We start from the raw sequence: 17296 nt of genomic DNA on the forward strand, positions 1-17296 counted from the left end.
CTCCTTAAGCTCTGATCCGGGGTTGCTGTTCCAGTGCATCGACCCGGGAGACGTCCACCAGCTTAACCAGCTGGCTCCACAACTGCTGGATGGGACGCACCGACTCGACAGTAACCGTGATCCGCAGCTGTTGGCAATCCTGCTCCATATTAAGGGCGCAGAGATTGAAGCCGCGGTGACGTACCACCCGCAGCACCCGCTCCATCACTTCGGGTCTGGGCTGGGCGTGGATATGCAGGGTGTGCTGTGCAAATGCTGGCTGGGCAAGGGTGTGCGGATTCATGGGCGTTGCTCCATCATCTGGTGGTTGGCGACTCCCGGCGGAACCAGGGGCCAGACGTTTTCTTCCTCTGAAATGGCCACATGCAGCAGGTAGGCACTCTCGCTTGCCAGCAGGCGATCGAGGGCACCGGCTATCTGCTCCTTGTATGTGATGGTCTCGCCCGGAATGCCGAAGGCGGCAGCCAGGGCGACGAAATCGGGGTTGTCGGAGAGGATGGTCTCGCTGTAGCGGCCGTCGAAGAACAGCTCCTGCCACTGGCGCACCATACCGAGGCGCTGATTATCCAGCAGCACCATCTTCACCTTGAGCTGGGCGCGGCGGATGGTGCCAAGCTCCTGCACATTCATCATGAAAGAGCCGTCACCGCTCACCAGTACCACTTCATCCTCCGGACGCGACATCTTGGCGCCGATGGCGGCGGGCAGACCAAAGCCCATGGTGCCGAGACCGGCGCTGGAAAGGTGGTTGCGTGGGCTGGTGAAGCGCATGTGTTGGGCGACCCACATCTGGTGCTGACCCACATCGCAGGCCACCACGCTGCTCTCCAGCAGCCGGGCAGAGAGCTGCTTGAGCAGAGCCGGGGCATAGATGGCCTGACCAGGATGGTCGTAGCGAAACGCATATTCACGGGCCATGGCGGCACAGTGTTCACGCCAGGGGGCAATGTCGAGAGTCATGGCGAGGCGCGGCAGCACCTGTTTGAGATCCGTGGTGATACCCACCTCGGCAGCGCGGCGCTTGCCGAACTCGGCAGCATCCACATCGAGATGGATCACCTTGGCCTCGGGAGCGAACTCTTCCAGCTTGCCAGTCACCCTGTCGTCGAAACGGGCACCCACCACCAGCAGCAGATCGCACTGCTGCACCGCGTAGTTGGCGGCCTTGGTGCCGTGCATGCCGAGCATGCCGAGATAAACGGGGCTGTCGGGGTCGAGTGCACCGATCCCCTTGAGGGTGGTGACCGCTGGCATGCCGGTGGCGGCGGCAAAGTCACGCAGCTGCTGCTCGGCATTGGCCATGCCCACTCCGCCACCGACGTAGAGTACCGGGCGCTTGGCGGCAGCCAGCAGGGTGCGGGCTGCGGTCAGCTCCGAGGGGTTGAGTACCTCCGGCTCTTCCACTGCAAACAGCGGGCTCTGGGTAGGCACGGCGGCCAGTTGCACATCCTTGGGGAGATCGATCAGCACAGGGCCGGGGCGACCTTCGGTGGCGATGGCGAAAGCTTCTGCCAGCACACGCCCCAGATCGGCGGCATCGGTCACCATGAAGGAGTGCTTGGTACAGGAGAGGGACATGCCGAGCACGTCGACCTCCTGAAACGCATCGGTACCGATGGCTGAACAGGGCACCTGACCGCTGATGGCCACCAGCGGCACCGAATCGAGCAGCGCCTCCGCCAGACCGGTTACCAGATTGGTAGCGCCGGGGCCGGAAGTAGCGATGCAGACCCCCACCTGACCGGAGGCGCGGGCATAACCGACCGCGGCCATGGCGGCACCCTGCTCGTGGCGGCAGAGCTGATGGGCCAGACCACCGTCATACAGAGCATCGTAGACCGGCATGATGGCCCCGCCCGGGTAACCAAACACCTGGGTCACACCCTGTTTCTTGAGAGTCTGTACCAAAAACTGCGCGCCGTTCATGTGGAAAATCCTGTCCTTTGGTCGAAAAAAAACCCCCGGGCTGTGAGGCTCGGGGGTCGCTTGTTTCGTTCTGTCCGGTAGTGGGTCTATCCCTTGTTCCGTGCAGCTAAACGAGCCCCGAGCGGTGAGATAATAATCACCACTAGGACCACAATAATGCTGACGAAACGGGAGGCCATGTTCATAGTTACAACCGGAAATGCTGTGAAATTGGGGCGGTTTCTACCGCGAATGGCTATTAGAACTAGCACGGTGGTTTTTATTGGGCAAGCCTTTTTTCTGTGACAACCCACTGATTTTGGCTATTCCTCAGCCGGAACTCTGGAATAAAAAACCAACAACAAGCAGTTAGTCAGAACATATATCAACTCAAGGACGGGATTTATGTCATTAGCTGTGGTTTATAGCCGTGCCAGCCTCGGGATCGCGGCCCCGCAAGTTACAGTAGAAGTTCACCTCTCCAACGGCCTGCCCGCCTTCAACATGGTCGGCCTGCCGGAAACCTCGGTGAAGGAGTCGCGGGATCGGGTCCGCAGTGCCCTGCTCAACGGCAACTTCGAGTTCCCGAGCAAACACATCACCGTCAATCTGGCCCCCGCCGACCTGCCCAAGGAGGGGGGCCGCTTCGATCTGGCCATCGCTATCGGCATTCTCGCTGCTTCCAAACAAATACCCGCAAAATACCTGCTCGATCACGAATTTTTGGGGGAGTTGGCCCTGACCGGAGAGATCCGCCCTGTGCTCGGGGTGCTGCCCGCCGTGCTCGCCTGCCGGGATGCGGGGCGCACTCTGCTGGTACCGCGGGAGAACGGCCCCGAAGCGTCCCTCATTCAGGATGCCGAAGTACGCACCGCCCATCAGCTGCTAGCCGTCACAGCTTGGCTGGCAGGCCAGTACGAACTGCCGCTGCCAGATCCTCAAAGCGCGGAGAGCCTGCCCGATGTGCCGGACCTGCAGGATGTGATCGGCCAGTCACAGGCCAAGCGGGCGCTGGAGATCGCCGCCGCCGGCAGCCACAACCTGCTGTTCATCGGCCCGCCCGGCACCGGCAAGAGCATGCTGGCCAGCCGATTGCCCGGCATCTTGCCGCCGCTGAGCGAGCAGGAAGCGCAGCAGACCGCCGCCATCCACTCCATCGGCGGCCTCACCCCGCGCGCTGGTCACTGGCACCACAGACCCTATCGCACACCCCACCACAGCGCCTCGGCGGTGGCGCTGGTGGGCGGTGGCAGCCACCCGCGGCCCGGCGAAATTTCGTTGGCCCACAACGGGGTGCTGTTTTTGGATGAATTGCCCGAATTCGAGCGCAAGGTGCTCGACTCCCTGCGTGAACCGCTGGAGACGGGCCACATCACCATCAGCCGGGCCGCCCGCCAGGTGGATTTTCCCGCTCGCTTCCAGCTGGTGGGCGCCATGAATCCCAGCCCCTGCGGCCACTATGGCGACGGCCAGACCCGCTCCAGCCCGGATCAGATCTTGCGCTACCTCGGCAAGCTCTCTGGCCCCTTTCTCGACCGCTTCGACCTGACAGTTGAGGTGCCGCTGCTGCCCAAGGGGAGCCTTACCGGCAAGGCGGAGCGGGGGGAGTCTAGCCAGCAGATCCGCGATCGGGTGCTGTCGGCACGAGAGCGTATGCTGAGCCGCAACGGCAAGCTCAACAACCTGCTGGATAGCCGCGAGATAGAGGATATTTGCCGACTATCAGTGCAAGATGCCGAATTTTTGGAGAATGCCATCCAGAAGCTGGGGCTCAGTATCCGGGCCTGGCACCGCATTTTGCGGGTGTCACGCACCATCGCCGATCTGGCGGGGCAATCCGCCATCGGCAAGGAGCATCTTATCGAGGCGCTCGGTTATCGCGCCATGGACCGGCTGCTGTCGCGACTGCGCAGCAGCTGACAGGAGGGAAAAGGGTGAGTCCAACCCCCGTAACGGCTCTGAATGGTCTCACGGGCAATCGGCTGATATTATGGCCACAGATCTGACCACTTGATGGCCCTTTATCGACAGCAAGACGGACCCGACTCATGCCCAACAAGCTGACAGAGCGACTGCGCGGCAGCCTCTCCACCCTGCTCTATTTTTTCAACACCCTCTTCTGGTTTGTCCCCATCTTCTCGCTGGGTCTGCTCAAGCTCCTGCTCCCCCTCAAGGGGTGGCGCACCCTCTGCAACTGGCTGCTGGATGGCTGTGCCAGCTGCTGGATCGGTTTCAACAATCTGATCCAGAAAACCATCATCAAAACCCCTTTCGAGGTGGTCGGAGTGGACAAAGGGCGCCGGAATGAGTGGTATATGGTGATTGCCAACCATCAATCCTGGGTCGACATACTGGTACTGCAGCGGGTTTTTAACCAAAAAATCCCCTTCCTGAAGTTTTTCCTCAAGAAAGAGCTGATTTGGGTACCTTTTCTCGGTCTGGCATGGTGGGCGCTCGACTTCCCCTTCATGCGGCGATATTCCAGAAAATTTCTGGAAAAACATCCCCATCTGAAGGGAAAAGACATTGAAACGACCCGTAAGGCCTGCGCCAGGTTCCGCCACATTCCGGTGAGTGTGATGAACTTCGTCGAAGGCACCCGCTTCACCGGCAGCAAGCATCAGAAGCAGGGCTCGCCCTATCGTCATCTGCTGCTCCCGAAAGCGGGGGGCATCGCCTTTACCCTGGCCGCCATGGGTGACCAGTTGCATCAACTGGTGGATGTCACCATCGCCTATCCGGACGGCATTCCCAGCTACTGGGACTTCATGTGTGGCCGGGTCGGGCAAATCAAGGTTCAGGTCCGCTATTTGCCGATCGACCGCAAGCTGGTGGGGGATTACTTCAATGACCCCGAGTTCCAACAAGAGTTTCAACAGTGGTTGAACGGGATCTGGCACGAAAAGGACCAGACCCTGAGCCAACTGCTGGCAACCAAGGCGCAGTAAACATTCATGCTATCCCTGCTTCCCGGCCCGCTGGTGCTGATCATCAGCGCGGGCCTGACCATCCTTTTCACCGCCTTGTGCGCCAGCCTGATCCTGCTGGTGTCGCTGGCCAAACTGCTGCTGCCGATCCCGGCCTTTGGCCGCGCCTGCAGCCGCCTCAACAACCGCTTCATGCGTCTGTGGCTGGCCTGCAATGCGCTGGTGATCCGCCTCACCACCCGTATTGACTGGCAGGTGGAGGACAATACCAAGCTGCGCAAGGATGGCTGGTATCTCATCATCAGCAACCATATGAGCTGGACCGATATCGTGGTGCTCGGCCACATGTTCCGCGATAGGTTGCCGGTGCCCAAGTTCTTTATGAAGCACGAGCTCATCTACATCCCGCTGTTGGGGCTCGCCTGCTGGGGGCTCGATATGCCCTTTATGCGCCGCTATTCGCGAGAATTTTTGTTAAGAAATCCGCACCTGCGCGGCAAGGATATCGAGACCACCCGCAACGCCTGCGAGAAGTTTCGCCACATCCCCACTACCGTCATCAACTTCGTGGAAGGGACCCGTTTCACCGAGCAGAAACGGGATGCGGCCCGCTCCCGCTATCGTCACCTGATGCCGCCCAAGGCGGCAGGACTGGCCTTTACGCTGGCCGCCATGGGCGAACAGTTCGACAGCCTCATCAACGTCACCATCCGCTATCCGGACAACGCCGAGACCCCGTTCAAGGACTTCCTGATGGGGCGGGTAAAACGCATTCAGGTGCGGATCGAGGAGCTGCCGGTGGATGAGGCGCTGATTGGGGATTACTTCAACGACAAGCAGTTCAAGCGCGGTTTTCAGGAGTGGCTAAACCAGCGCTGGCAGGAAAAGGACGATGTGCTGGAGGAGTGGCAGAGCGGTCAGGCGCCGCTGCCGCTTGCCGCCAAATCCGGGGAGGAATCCAAAGAGAGCGCAGAAGCCAACTCGGCCAACTGATCTTCGGAGAACACCGCAATACCGTGGCGGCGCAGCAGGGCGGTGGTCTTGCCCTCGCCCGCAACAGAAACACCTTCAAAGCGGCCGTTATAGATACGGCCGCTGCCACATGAGGGGCTCCCCTCTTTCAGCAGGGCGAAGCGAATGCCCTGCGTCTGACAGATTTCCAGCGCCAGCTCGGCGCCACGGTCGAACTCGGCAGTCACATCCAGCCCGCTCGCCGTCACTACCAGCTCGCCCTGCCGCTCGGCAGGAGGGCGCGGGGTCGGCAAACCGCCCGCCACTTCGGGGCAAAAGGCCAGCGCCCGTCCTTCGGCTCCCAGCGCACTCAGCCAGTCGCTGACGATCCCCTTGCTCTGACCGTCGTAACGCACCGGCTGACCCAGCAGGCAGGCGCTAACTAAAACCTTCCCTCTCATACTTCTGCTCTATGAATTTTATTGAACCCAACCCATCCGGAATTTTTTGCTGTTTCAATAATGAAATCCATGTCTATCAAATCACCATCGGACAATAATTCTTCACTCATTTCTACAGAACAATAAAAGCACTGTTCATTGTCTGCCCACCCAACAGTCGCTAGTGTGTAGACTTGCATATCTTCATGCAAACGGAGCCCAACAAATGGAACGAAGGGCAAGCTAAGCTCTTTGGCGCCAGCACAAAAACAGGTTTTATCCACATCTCGCACAATTAGCGAAAGTTTCACTTTGTAATTCATAGCAACAACGATCTCTCTTTTACGCTTCTGCTCCGTGCATCACCTGATCGAACATCACGCAGCAGGGGCTCTCCAGCCGATAGAGAATGGCGGGGCGCTGTTTGCCGGTGCGCTTGCGGCCGGTATCCACCAGAATGTCGGCGCGATGGATCCGCTTGCGAAATGCCGCCGTATTCATGGGTGTTTGCAGGATGATTTCGAAGGCGCGCTGCACCTCGGATAGGGTGAACTCGGGCCCCAGCAGTTGCAGCGGCAGGGTGCTGTAGCGGCTCTTGATCCGCAGCCGCTCCAGCCCCTTGGCGATAAGCTGGACATGGTCGAAGGCGAGGCTCAGCCCCGGCAGGTTGGCGAGTGGATGCCAGCAGCCGTGGATCGCTTCCACTTCCGGATCCACAAGGCAGAGATAGACCAGGGTCGTGGACCAGCCGCGGGGATCCCGTTCCAGATTGCCGAGGGTGCAGACCTGCTCGCTGTAGCAGTGACCGAGCCCCCACTCCGCCAGCAGACGGCGCTGGGCGGCATCCAGATCCCGATCCCGGGTCTCGTCGATGCGCAGCGCCGGCAGTTGCCAGCAGTGGGCAAAGGGGGGGCGATCGCGGGTCTCGAGGAGCAGCTCGAGCCGCTCCTCATGCAACCGCAGCACCACCATATCCAGACTCATTCTCAGCATGCCGATCGCCCTGCTCGCCTTCCATTAATGTTTGGTAGATAATATCACACGAATAGTATGTGCAGGAGCCAATCATGGGAACCGTCGCCAGCCTGGATATTGATGCGCAGAAGGGCTTTACCCCCCTCTGCCCGAACGAACTGCCCGTCGCGGGCGGTGATGATATTGTGGCTGCGCTAAACGCTCAGGCCACCCTCGCCACGCTGCGGATCGGCAGCAAGGACTCTCACCCTGCCAATGCCGACTGGGCCGTTTCTGACCCCGCCGGCATGCTGCTGCCGCTGGATCTGCCCAACGCCGACCTCACCTGGCCGGTGCACTGCGTACCGGGCAGCAAGGGCTTCGAGCTGCTCGACGGCCTGCCCGCTCCCATCGACTATGACTTCTTCGTCTGGAAGGGGGTCGAACCGGATCTCCATCCCTACGGCACCTGCTTCCACGACCTGGCCGAACGGCGCAGCACCGGACTCATCGAATTCCTGCAAGCCCGCAAGGTCGATACCGTACTGGTCGGCGGCCTCGCCACCGACTACTGTGTCAAAACCAGCGTGCTGCAACTTCGCCGCGCCGGTTTCCGGGTAATCGTCCATCTCGATGCCTGCCGTGGCATTGCACCCGCGACGGTTGCCAGCGCCCACACACAGATGATCGAGGCTGGTGCCGAACTGGCCCAGACCCTGATCGATGTACAACGCCTGCTGGACGCCTGATATGCCACCGATTCTTACCAGCCTGCTCGACACCGACGCCTGCACGTTACATATGCGGCAGGGGAGCTCCATCGTGCTCACCAGTCTGCGAGGAGCCTGATATGCCCCCAATCCTCACCAGCCTGCTCGACACCGACGCCTACAAGCTGCATATGCAGCAGGCGGTGTTCCATCGCTATCCGGATGCCGAGGTGGTGGCCGAGTTTCACAGCCGCAATGAAGAGGATCTGCTGCCCATGATGGGGCAGATCGAGGAGCAACTGCGCCTCGCCGGCTCCCTGCGACTGACCAAGCCAGAGCTCGATTTTCTGGCCGAACGCCCCTTCTTCACCCCTGACTATCTCGACCACCTGCGCCGCAAGCCGCTCGATGCCTCCCTGCTCAAGGTGTTCGAGCAGGATGGCCGCATCAATGTGCGGGTCGAGGGGCCCTGGCAGGATGTGATCCTGTGGGAGATCCCGGTGCTCGCCATCATCAGCGAGATGCGCAACCGCTTCCGCTACCCCCAGTTCGGCGTCAGCCATGCGCTGGATCGGCTCGATCAGAAGATCGACAAGCTGGAGAAGGAGCTGAGCAGCGATGAGATGAGCGAGTTCAACCTCATCGACTTCGGGACCCGCCGCCGCTTCTCTCACGCGGTACAGGATGCGGTAGTGGGTCGCCTCAAGGAGCGGCTGCCGGCGTTTCGCGGCACCAGCAACTACATGCTGGCCCAGAAGTACAAGCTGCCCGCGGTCGGCACCCAGGCCCATGAGTGGTTCCAGGCGCACCAGCAGCTTGGCTTCCCGCTGGAGCACAGCCAACGCGCAGCCCTCACCAGCTGGCTGGACGAGTTCACCGACCATCTCGGTATCGCCCTGACCGACTGCATCACCATGGATGCCTTCCTGCGGGACTTCGACTTCGAGCTGGCCAGCAGCTATCAGGGCTTGCGTCACGACTCCGGCGATCCCGTGGTGTGGGGCGAGAAGGCGATCAGCCACTATCAGCGTCTCGGCATCGATCCTACCGACAAGACCCTGGTCTTCTCCGACGGGCTCAACCTCGACAAGGCGGTGCAGCTGTTCCGCCACTTCCGTGGCCGCATCAACACCAGTTTCGGCATCGGCACCAAGCTCACCTGCGATCTGCCCGGTGTCAACCCGATGAACATCGTCTTCAAGCTGATCGAGTGCAATGGCGGCCCGGTTGCCAAGATCTCCGACAGCCCGGGCAAGACCCTCTGCCGGGATGCAGAGTTTATCCGCAACCTCAAGCAGGCGTTCCACGTCGGGGTCTGATCTTTCCGAGCACCAGAAAACAAAAAGCCCGCCGGTTCGCACCGGCGGGCTTTTTTATCGACTCAAGGGGTATCAGTCTTTCTTGGCCAGCAGGAACTGCACCAGCTTGTTGAACTGCTCTTGAGAGGTGATGGATTCAATCTTCACCATGTACTTGCCGTTCACCAGGAAGGCCGGTACACCGCGAATGTTGTAGCTCTCGGTGTTGCGATCGAACTGGGAGACCATGCCGGAGACGGCGAAGCTGTCGACAGCACCGTCGAACTCTTCAGCCGGTACGCCGTTGTCCACGAAGATCTTCTTCACGTCGTCACGGCTCATCGGCGGCTGACGCTGGGTGTGGATCTTGGTGAAGATGGCCGGAGTCAACTTGGCTTCAGCGTTGAGCAGGCTGGCAACGGCATAGGCACGCTGCATCTCGGGGCCCATCTCGCGGCCGAGGAAGGCAACCGGGTTCTTCTTGAGGGGCACACCCTCTGGCAACCCGGCCTTCAACTGTTCAACGATCGGTTCGAAGGTAGCGCAGTGCGGGCAATAGTAGGAGAAGAACTCCATCACTTCCGGCTGAGCACTGCCAGTCTGTTTGACCACATCGTAGTTGACGCCTTCCTTGAACTCGGGGGCGGCGTGAACCATGGGGATCATCAGCATGGCAGCAAGGAAAAATAGAACTTTTTTCATGATGTTTCCTGTTAAGGGATCACTGTGAGGCACGCCCGGCGAACCGAAGCAGTGCCAAGCCTATTGTTTCGCCATGCTGACGTCAATGGTCAGGGCCGGAGATCGAGTCCCGCTTTCCTCGCAAGATCCCTTCTATTTCACCAGTTTGGCATCAGACTCAACGGCGGCGCCTTGAGTGCCTCCAGCTGATCGTGCAGTGTCGCTATCTGTTGACGCCAGTAGTGATCGGTATTGAACCAGGGGAAGTGACGGGGGAAGGCGGGATCTTCCCAGCGCCGTGCCAGCCACGCCATGTAGTGAACGATGCGCATCGCTCGCAGCGGCTCGATCAGCGCCAGCTCCCGCGAGTCGAACTCCATAAACTCCTCGTAGCCCGCCAGCAGAGTGTCGAGCTGGATCTGCTGCTCGTGGCGCTCGCCGCTGAGCATCATCCAGAGATCCTGAATCGCGGGGCCGGTACGGCAATCATCGAGGTCGACAAACATGGGGCCATCACGCCACAGGATGTTGCCCGGGTGGCAATCGCCATGCAGGGAGATCTGCGCCACATCGAGGGTCATGGCGTCGCTGACATGCTTGATCAGCTCATCGAGTACCCCGAAGAATTGCTTCGCCAGCCCGCTTGGCAGCCATTCGCCAGACGCCAGCAGCTGACGCGGTTCGTGCAGCATGCTCTCCACATCGAGCCGCACCCGATGGTGAAACGGCTTGCTGGCGCCGATCTGATGAATGCGACCGAGGAAACGCCCTACCCACTCCAGCTGATCGAGGTTATCCACCTCGAACTGACGCCCACCGACGCTCTGCCAGATGGCAAAGGGGTAACCCTCGTGCTCCAGCAGGGTCTCACCCGCGAAGGCGAGCGGCGCGGCGACCGGGATCTCAGCCTCTGCAAGGCGGGTGGCAAACTCGTGCTCCTCGAGGATCTGGGCCCGGCTCCAGCGGCCGGGACGGTAGAACTTCACCACATAGCGGCGACGATCCTCATCCTGAAACTGGTAGACCCGGTTTTCGTAGCTGTTGAGCTCGATAAGGCCGGAGTCGAGCCGCAGGCCACTGAGATCGAGCGCATCCATGATGAGGTCGGGATTGAGGTCGGAATAGTTGAAACGCATGTCATCCACCATAAGAAAGGGGCGCCGTTGCGCCCCATTCTATCACTACTGCCCGCCATTGCCGTGCTCGCTGGTGACCGGACAGGTGTCACGCCCCGCCCGCAGCCACACGCAGTTACAACCGGCTGATAAACTTGCTGCCCTGGCGCAGGTTGCCCTTGCTGTCATCGGGCGCCGCCCCCTCCCGTTTCAGCACGAACTGGATATCCAGCGCCGGCCGTTTCAGGTTGTAGGGATCGACCGCCAGACTGACCGGCAGGGTGTAGATCTCGCCCGCCTTCAGGGTCACTTCACGGGGGCCGAACCACTGATACTCGGGCAAGCCCTCCACATCCAGCTGGTAGGTCTGGGACTGCAGGGTCTTGTTGAGGATCTTGAGGGTGTAGGTGTTCTCAATCAGCCCCTCGCTATTTTCGCGGAACAGCTGGTTGCGATCCCGCAAGATATCGAGCCCCATCGGCATGATGGACATGGCGTTGTAGACAAATACCCCCAGCATCACCGCCATCACCAGCCCGTAACCAATCAGCTTCGGCCGCGCCACATGGGTCGAGTCGTTGGCCAGCTTGTGCTCTGTGGTGTAGCTGATGAGCCCTTTCGGGTAGCCCATCCGCTCCATGGTCTGGTCGCAGGCATCGACGCAGGCACCGCAGTTGATGCACTCGTACTGCAGGCCATCGCGGATGTCGATACCGGTCGGGCAGACCTGCACGCAGAGATCGCAGTCGATACAGTCGCCCAGCCCCATCGCCTTGGGATCCGCCTTGCGGGAGCGGGCGCCACGGGTCTCGCCACGCTTGGTGTCATAGCCAACGATGAAGGTGTCCTTGTCGAACATGGCGGACTGGAAGCGGGCATAGGGGCACATGTGGATACACATGATGGCACGCATCCAGCCAGCGTTGCCGTAGGTAATGATGGTGAAGAAGATCACCCAGAACAGCACCCATCCGCTGGCCTGCAGGGTGAAGAGGTCCGGCACCAGTTCAGTTACATTCTGGAAGTAGGCGACGAAGGTCAGGCCGGTCACCAGCGAGATCGCCAGCCAGGCCAGATGCTTGGCCCCCTTGCGAGCCAGCTTCTCGCCGCTCCAGGGCGCCTCGTCCAGCTTGCGCCGCTTATTGGCGGGCCCTTCCAGCTTCTCTTCAAACCAGATGAACATGAAGGTCCAGACCGTCTGCGGGCAGAGATAGCCACACCAGACCCGACCGAGGAAGGTGGTAATAAAGAAGAGTCCGAAGGCGGCGATCATGAAGAGCCAGGCGAGCAGGGTCAGATCCTGCGGCCAGATGGTGGCGCCAAAGATATGGAACTGCTGGTGACCGAGGTCGAACAGCACCGCCTGTCGCCCGTCGTAACGCAGCCAGGGCAGCAGCACGAACAGCGCCACAAAGAACCAGCCCATGGCCTTGCGCATCCGCTGCCAATACCCTTTCTGGGCCCGCACATAGATGCGGTTGCCCGGGTTGAATCTGTCGTCGCTGGCTTTGAACGTATTGGGGTTGAAGGTCCCGGTTACGCCCTTGTCGGTGACGTCCTTGATATCGATTTTATCGTGGTCGGCCATTGCAAGACATCGCTCCCTTATTTGTTATGGAGCGGATTATATCTTAAACAGCATGCTAATTGTGTGGATTAGATGTATCTAATATTGGGGTTGGATCGCAATTTTCGGCAACAAAAAAGCGCATCACCCCGAGGTGATGCGCTTCCGTTAAAGATTCACTTGATTCCGCGAGCCTTGAGCAGTGCCTCTTTGAAATCAGGCACATGATCCTTGGCCAGACCGGGGATCATCGCCTGCTTGTCGGATTCCCGCATCTTGAGGTGATAGATCAGCATGTCGTCGGTCAGCTCGGACAGAGGCCCTTCAAATCCCGCTTCTTGGGCCAGTTTGGCAACAAACTGCACCAGGCTGAGATCCTGTTCCTTGATCCAGGCAGGCTGCAACAACTCCAGCAGCTCTTCGATACGATGACATTGCATAGACAACCTCTTTAATCTGTCACGTTAAATTCAGGCAACCTTACCCATCAAGGCTACTTCGATTCGATCCCGCCCATTATGCTTGGCCTGATAGAGTGCCGCATCCGCTTTTTGGATCAAATCGGCGATTTTCATGCTGTTGTCCGGTATCAGTGTCGCAACACCAAAACTACATGTGACCCGACCGGAGACCAGTGACTTCTGGTGCGGGATGGCCAGCTCCTTGAGCGCCTGCCGCACATTGTCCGCCACCTGCAATGCCCCCTGCATGCCGGTGCAGGGCAGCAGCAAGGCGAACTCTTCGCCCCCGTAACGGGCCGCCAGATCGTCCTCGCGCCGCTCCACCTCGGCCAGCAAGCCCGCCACCTGTTGCAGGCAGTCATCCCCCAGCTGATGGCCGTAGAGATCGTTGAACTGCTTGAAGTAATCCACATCCACCAGCACCAGCGACAACGGCGCCCGGGCGCGATGGCAGCGCCGCCAGGCCCGCTCCAGAGAGTCGTCGAGATGGGCACGGTTGGCGATGCCGGTCAGGCCGTCGAGGCGAGAGGTGAGGCGCAAATGCTCGGAGACAGCCTTCAGCTCGGCCACCAGCTCGGCGTTGGAGAAACGGTGGTGGAGCGAGGCGATCTGATCCCGCCGCATCCGGCGCAACAGGGTCGGCAGAAAGACAAACAGATAGCCCGCCAGCATGCAGGAGACGATCCGCTCCTGCTCGTTGCCATTGCCCAGCTCGAACAGCATCGCCATGCCCAGCGGCAGGGCGGAACCATAGAGGGTACGGCGGCTGCCAAACAGCATGATGGCGCTGCCGGTCAGAATGAGGCTGGAGAGCATCATCATGGCGGCCCGGTAGGTATCGGGCAGCTTGTCCATGTAGAGCAGCACCCCGAGGGCCCAGATGATGGAGGTGATAGTGGCTCCGATAAAGAGCTCCCGCTCCAGCACCGGCAACGGCGTCTGGTGCAGGCGGGTTCGGCGCCAGCGCAGGTGCCAGCCCCGACCCAGCAGCCACAGGAAAGTGCCAGCCAGCCAACCGAGCGCTTCGATGGCGGGTAGATAGTCGTGAAACAGCAGACTCCAGCCAAATGCCAACACGCCCAAACAGGGGAGACTGAACGATGCATGGGTATAGAGCTGGGCCATAATGGCCTGCTTAACCTGGCGTGTCACACTCTGGGTCAACTGAGTACTCCTGTACAAGAGCCGAGCAGTCTACCATTACCCCCTGACCCGCAACAATAAAGCGCCGCTTATTAAGAAGTTAATCAATCAACAACGATTTCTTCTGCGCTGGCAGGTGAGTCTTTGCTCACCCCTTCTCCAATTCGTCGAGGATCGGGCACTCTGGATTTTCATCCCCGTGGCAGCAGCAGACCAGCCCTTCCAGGGAGGTAAGCATGGCCTGCAAGCCGGCAATGCGGGCGCGCAGATCGACGATCTTCTCCTGCGCCAGCTTCTTCACCTGGGCACTGGTTCTGTGCTCGTCCCGATAGAGTGCCAGCAGCTCCTGACACTCCTCCAGATTGAAGCCGGTCTCCCGCGCCCGTTTGACGAAACGCAGCTCGCGCAACGCCCCCTCGGTGTAACTGCGATAGCCGTTGTCACTGCGTACCGGGGCGGTGATGAGGCCAATGCTCTCGTAATAACGGATGGTCTTGGCGGTCAGCCCAGTGGCCTTGGCAACCTTGCTGATGTTCATTTATGCCTCCTTACTGATCGGGTTGGATGCTGGCCCGTGCGCCGCCCTGGGCTGCCAGCGTTTCAATAACAGGGAATTGCTCAAAACGGTAATGCTGCTCAGGGCCATGGCCGCCCCCGCCAGCTCGGGGCTGAGGTAGCCCAGCGCCGCCAGCGGAATGCCGATGATATTGAACACGAAGGCCCAGAACAGATTCTGCTGTATGGTGCGCCAGGTCGCCGCCGAGATGTCGATGGCATCGGCCACCAGCCGCGGGTCAGATCGCATCAGGGTGATGGAAGCAGTCTCCATCGCCACATCGGAGCCGGAGCCCATGGCGATGCCGACATCCGCCGCCGCCAGCGCCGGGGCGTCGTTCACCCCGTCCCCCACCATGGCCACCAGCCCGCGGGTTTGCGCCCGCAGCGCCGCGACCTTCTCCACCTTGCCCGCTGGCAACACGGAGTCGAAGGCCCCGTCCAGCCCCAGCTTGGCGGCGATATGGGCCACGGGGGCCGGCGCGTCGCCGCTCACCAGCCAGCTGGCAATGCCACGCTGTCGCAGGGTGGCGATGGCTTCCGGACTCTCGGGGCGCAGGGTATCGGCCAGCGCCGCGATGCCGGCCACCACGCCGTCGATGGCCACCCAGACCCGGGTCGCCCCATCGGCGGCTTGTTCATCCTGTTGCGGCGGTTCAATGCCGAGCTGGGCCAGCAGGGCGCCATTGCCGATGGCGACTGTGTGACCCGCTACCTGACCGACAATACCGGCACCGACCCGCACCTCCACTGCCTCCGGCTGGGGCAACGCCACTTCTGTGCCGACGGCCTCCCGCATCGCCAGCGCCAGCGGGTGTTCACTCGCCTGCTGCAGGGCGGCAGCGAGGCGCAGCTGCTCGTCGTTGCCACTCCAGCTGGCCAGCACCGGCCGGCCCTGGGTCAGGGTGCCGGTCTTGTCGAAGATAAGCGCCTTGATGGTGTGGGCCCTCTGCAGGGTATCCACATCCTTGATCAGAATGCCGTGGCGCGCCGCCACGCCGGTACCGGTGACGATGGCCGCAGGCGTTGCCAGCCCCAGCGCACAGGGGCAGGCGATCACCAGCACCGCTACCGCCGCCAGCAGCGCCTGACCGAAGTCGTTGCTGATGGCGTACCACACCAGCAGGGTGAAAAAGGCGATGGCCATCACCACAGGTACGAACACGGCAGAGACCTTGTCCACCAGCTGTTGTAGCGGGGCCTTGCCCATCTGGGCGCTCTCCACCAGGGCGATGATCTTGCTGAGGCTGGAATCCTCCCCCACGGTAGTGGCTTCGATCTCCAGCACGCCGGAGCGGTTGATGGCACCGCCCAGCACCTTGTCGCCCTCGCCGCGCGGCACCGGCAGGCTCTCGCCGGTGAGGATCGACTCGTCCAGCTCGCTGGCGCCGCTCACGATTTTGCCGTCCACCGGCACCCGCTCACCCACCAGCACCCGCAGCCGATCACCGCGCAGCACCTCGTCGATGGCGACGCTCTGCCAGCTCTCGCCACGCCAGACGGTGGCGGTTTCCGGCCGCAGCGCCATCAGTTCACGAATGGCGGACTGAGTGCTGCGTCTGGCCCGAGCTTCCAGCAGTTTCCCCAACGAAATCAGGGTAATGATGATGGCGCTCGCCTCGAAATAGAGCTTGCCGCTGGCGGCCATCCCCAGCGTCAGCAACAGATAGAGGCTGTAGAAATAGGCGGCGCTGGTGCCGGTGGCCACCAGCACATCCATATTGGCTGCGCGGTTCTTGATGGCGAGCCAGGCGCCGCGATAGAAGCGGGCCCCGATCCAGAACTGCACCGGGGTGGCGAGCAGCAGCTCCAGCCAGGCGGGCAGATGCCAGGGGAACAACCCGGCCATGGCCAGCATCCCCACCAGCAGCGGTAGGGTGAGCAAAGCCGAGACGATGACCCGGGTTTGCGCCTGACGGGCAGTGGCGGCCTCCTGCGCTTCCCGCTCCAGCAACTGCTGGCGGCGGCCGCTGGCCGAACCCTGTGCCAGCTGGGCGCCAAAGCCGAGCGCTTCAATCTGCTCGCGCAAAGCGGCCGGCGTCTGCATCCCGGGGACCAGCACGATGCGGGCCTGTTCGATAGAGAAATTGACCTCGGCCGAGATAACGCCGGGCAGCGCGGCCAGCATCTTGTTCAACCGAGCCGAACAACCTGCGCAACTCATGCCGGTAATTTGAAACAAAAAGGTCTCGCTGCCGTAGTCGTAACCCTGACTCTTGATGCTGTCGAGCACCGCAGGCAGGCGGTCGGGGCTGGCCAGCTCGATGGCAGCCTGCTCCAGCGCGAAGTTGACGGTGGCCGATACCCCGTCGAGTTTGTTGAGACTGGCCGCGATACGGCCTGCACAGTTGGCGCAGCTCATGCCGCTGAGCGGCAATTGCAGATGAATGGGTGATTGAAGATGAGTGGTCATGTTGTTCCTCCCCGGAACCCGTCGGCACCACAAAACGCCGACTGGCAAACCCTAACCTTTACTGTAAGGGCAAGCTCAAGCCACATGACCCACTTTTTGCAGATGAAAAAAAACGGCGCCCGTTTGTTGCCAGAGAGCAAACGGGCGCCGCATTCAGCTATTGCGCGGTGTGAGCG

17 protein-coding genes are annotated in these 17296 nt (G+C 61.0%); 5 read left to right on the plus strand and 12 right to left on the minus strand.

Going from position 1 to position 17296, the window contains the following annotated elements; genetic code table 11:
• Nucleotides 1-4: 4 nt before the first annotated feature.
• Nucleotides 5-283, minus strand: coding sequence for an acetolactate synthase 2 small subunit (ilvM, locus tag WBR25_RS19990; RefSeq protein WP_005342011.1), 279 nt, complete (start codon nucleotides 281-283; stop codon nucleotides 5-7).
• Nucleotides 280-1926: an acetolactate synthase 2 catalytic subunit gene (ilvG, locus tag WBR25_RS19995; protein ID WP_479749044.1), complete on the minus strand. Its 1647-nt coding sequence runs from the start codon at nucleotides 1924-1926 to the stop codon at nucleotides 280-282. Before ilvG ends, ilvM begins: the two co-directional genes overlap by 4 nt.
• Before the next feature lie 384 nt (nucleotides 1927-2310).
• Between ilvG and WBR25_RS20000 the strand changes: the two genes are divergently transcribed.
• From WBR25_RS20000 to WBR25_RS20010, 3 genes are all read left to right on the plus strand, one after another.
• Entirely contained in the window at nucleotides 2311-3825 is a 1515-nt protein-coding gene (locus WBR25_RS20000; protein WP_129504934.1) for a YifB family Mg chelatase-like AAA ATPase, read from the plus strand.
• Nucleotides 3826-3953: 128 nt separating this feature from the next.
• Nucleotides 3954-4853: an acyltransferase gene (locus WBR25_RS20005; protein ID WP_043823224.1), complete on the plus strand. Its 900-nt coding sequence runs from the start codon at nucleotides 3954-3956 to the stop codon at nucleotides 4851-4853.
• Between the two features lie 6 nt (nucleotides 4854-4859).
• Nucleotides 4860-5825, plus strand: coding sequence for an acyltransferase (locus WBR25_RS20010; protein WP_479749046.1), 966 nt, complete (start codon nucleotides 4860-4862; stop codon nucleotides 5823-5825).
• Here the strand turns inward: WBR25_RS20010 and WBR25_RS20015 are convergent.
• From WBR25_RS20015 to WBR25_RS20025, 3 genes are read right to left on the minus strand one after another with little or no spacing between them, the layout of a single operon-like run.
• Nucleotides 5750-6244 carry a 2-thiouracil desulfurase family protein gene (locus WBR25_RS20015; protein WP_139741317.1) on the minus strand — a complete coding sequence of 165 codons (495 nt, stop codon included), beginning with the start codon at nucleotides 6242-6244 and terminating at the stop codon, nucleotides 5750-5752. The genes WBR25_RS20010 and WBR25_RS20015 overlap by 76 nt on opposite strands.
• On the minus strand, nucleotides 6241-6546 hold the full coding sequence (locus WBR25_RS20020; RefSeq protein ID WP_120416227.1) for a hypothetical protein: 306 nt from the start codon (nucleotides 6544-6546) through the stop codon (nucleotides 6241-6243). The genes WBR25_RS20015 and WBR25_RS20020 overlap by 4 nt, the downstream gene beginning before the upstream one ends.
• Before the next feature lie 19 nt (nucleotides 6547-6565).
• Nucleotides 6566-7216 carry an NUDIX hydrolase gene (locus tag WBR25_RS20025; protein WP_005339607.1) on the minus strand — a complete coding sequence of 217 codons (651 nt, stop codon included), beginning with the start codon at nucleotides 7214-7216 and terminating at the stop codon, nucleotides 6566-6568.
• Nucleotides 7217-7290: 74 nt separating this feature from the next.
• Here WBR25_RS20025 and WBR25_RS20030 point away from each other — a divergent pair, with 74 nt between their 5' ends.
• Complete coding sequence (locus WBR25_RS20030) at nucleotides 7291-7926, plus strand: nicotinamidase (protein ID WP_005357452.1); 636 nt, start codon at nucleotides 7291-7293, stop codon at nucleotides 7924-7926.
• Nucleotides 7927-8027: 101 nt separating this feature from the next.
• A complete protein-coding gene (pncB, locus tag WBR25_RS20035; protein WP_479749049.1) occupies nucleotides 8028-9206 on the plus strand; it encodes a nicotinate phosphoribosyltransferase in 1179 nt (392 codons plus the stop codon).
• A gap of 72 nt (nucleotides 9207-9278) precedes the next feature.
• On the opposite strand, the gene WBR25_RS20040 is transcribed toward pncB, so the two are convergent.
• From WBR25_RS20040 to WBR25_RS20070, 7 genes are all read right to left on the minus strand, one after another.
• Nucleotides 9279-9887 carry a thiol:disulfide interchange protein DsbA/DsbL gene (locus WBR25_RS20040; RefSeq protein ID WP_005339604.1) on the minus strand — a complete coding sequence of 203 codons (609 nt, stop codon included), beginning with the start codon at nucleotides 9885-9887 and terminating at the stop codon, nucleotides 9279-9281.
• 137 nt (nucleotides 9888-10024) lie between these two features.
• A complete protein-coding gene (locus WBR25_RS20045; protein WP_040095068.1) occupies nucleotides 10025-11014 on the minus strand; it encodes a serine/threonine protein kinase in 990 nt (329 codons plus the stop codon).
• A gap of 103 nt (nucleotides 11015-11117) precedes the next feature.
• Nucleotides 11118-12569: a cytochrome c oxidase accessory protein CcoG gene (gene ccoG / locus WBR25_RS20050; protein ID WP_479749051.1), complete on the minus strand. Its 1452-nt coding sequence runs from the start codon at nucleotides 12567-12569 to the stop codon at nucleotides 11118-11120.
• A gap of 155 nt (nucleotides 12570-12724) precedes the next feature.
• Entirely contained in the window at nucleotides 12725-12988 is a 264-nt protein-coding gene (locus tag WBR25_RS20055) for a YihD family protein (protein WP_005339598.1), read from the minus strand.
• Nucleotides 12989-13018: 30 nt separating this feature from the next.
• Nucleotides 13019-14173, minus strand: coding sequence for a GGDEF domain-containing protein (locus tag WBR25_RS20060; protein ID WP_319919244.1), 1155 nt, complete (start codon nucleotides 14171-14173; stop codon nucleotides 13019-13021).
• Nucleotides 14174-14300: 127 nt separating this feature from the next.
• Entirely contained in the window at nucleotides 14301-14690 is a 390-nt protein-coding gene (gene cueR, locus WBR25_RS20065) for a Cu(I)-responsive transcriptional regulator (RefSeq protein WP_005356117.1), read from the minus strand.
• Nucleotides 14691-17120 carry a heavy metal translocating P-type ATPase gene (locus tag WBR25_RS20070; protein WP_479749053.1) on the minus strand — a complete coding sequence of 810 codons (2430 nt, stop codon included), beginning with the start codon at nucleotides 17118-17120 and terminating at the stop codon, nucleotides 14691-14693.
• Between the last annotated feature and the right edge of the window lie 176 nt (nucleotides 17121-17296).

Source organism: Aeromonas sp. MTB, from assembly GCF_056632455.1.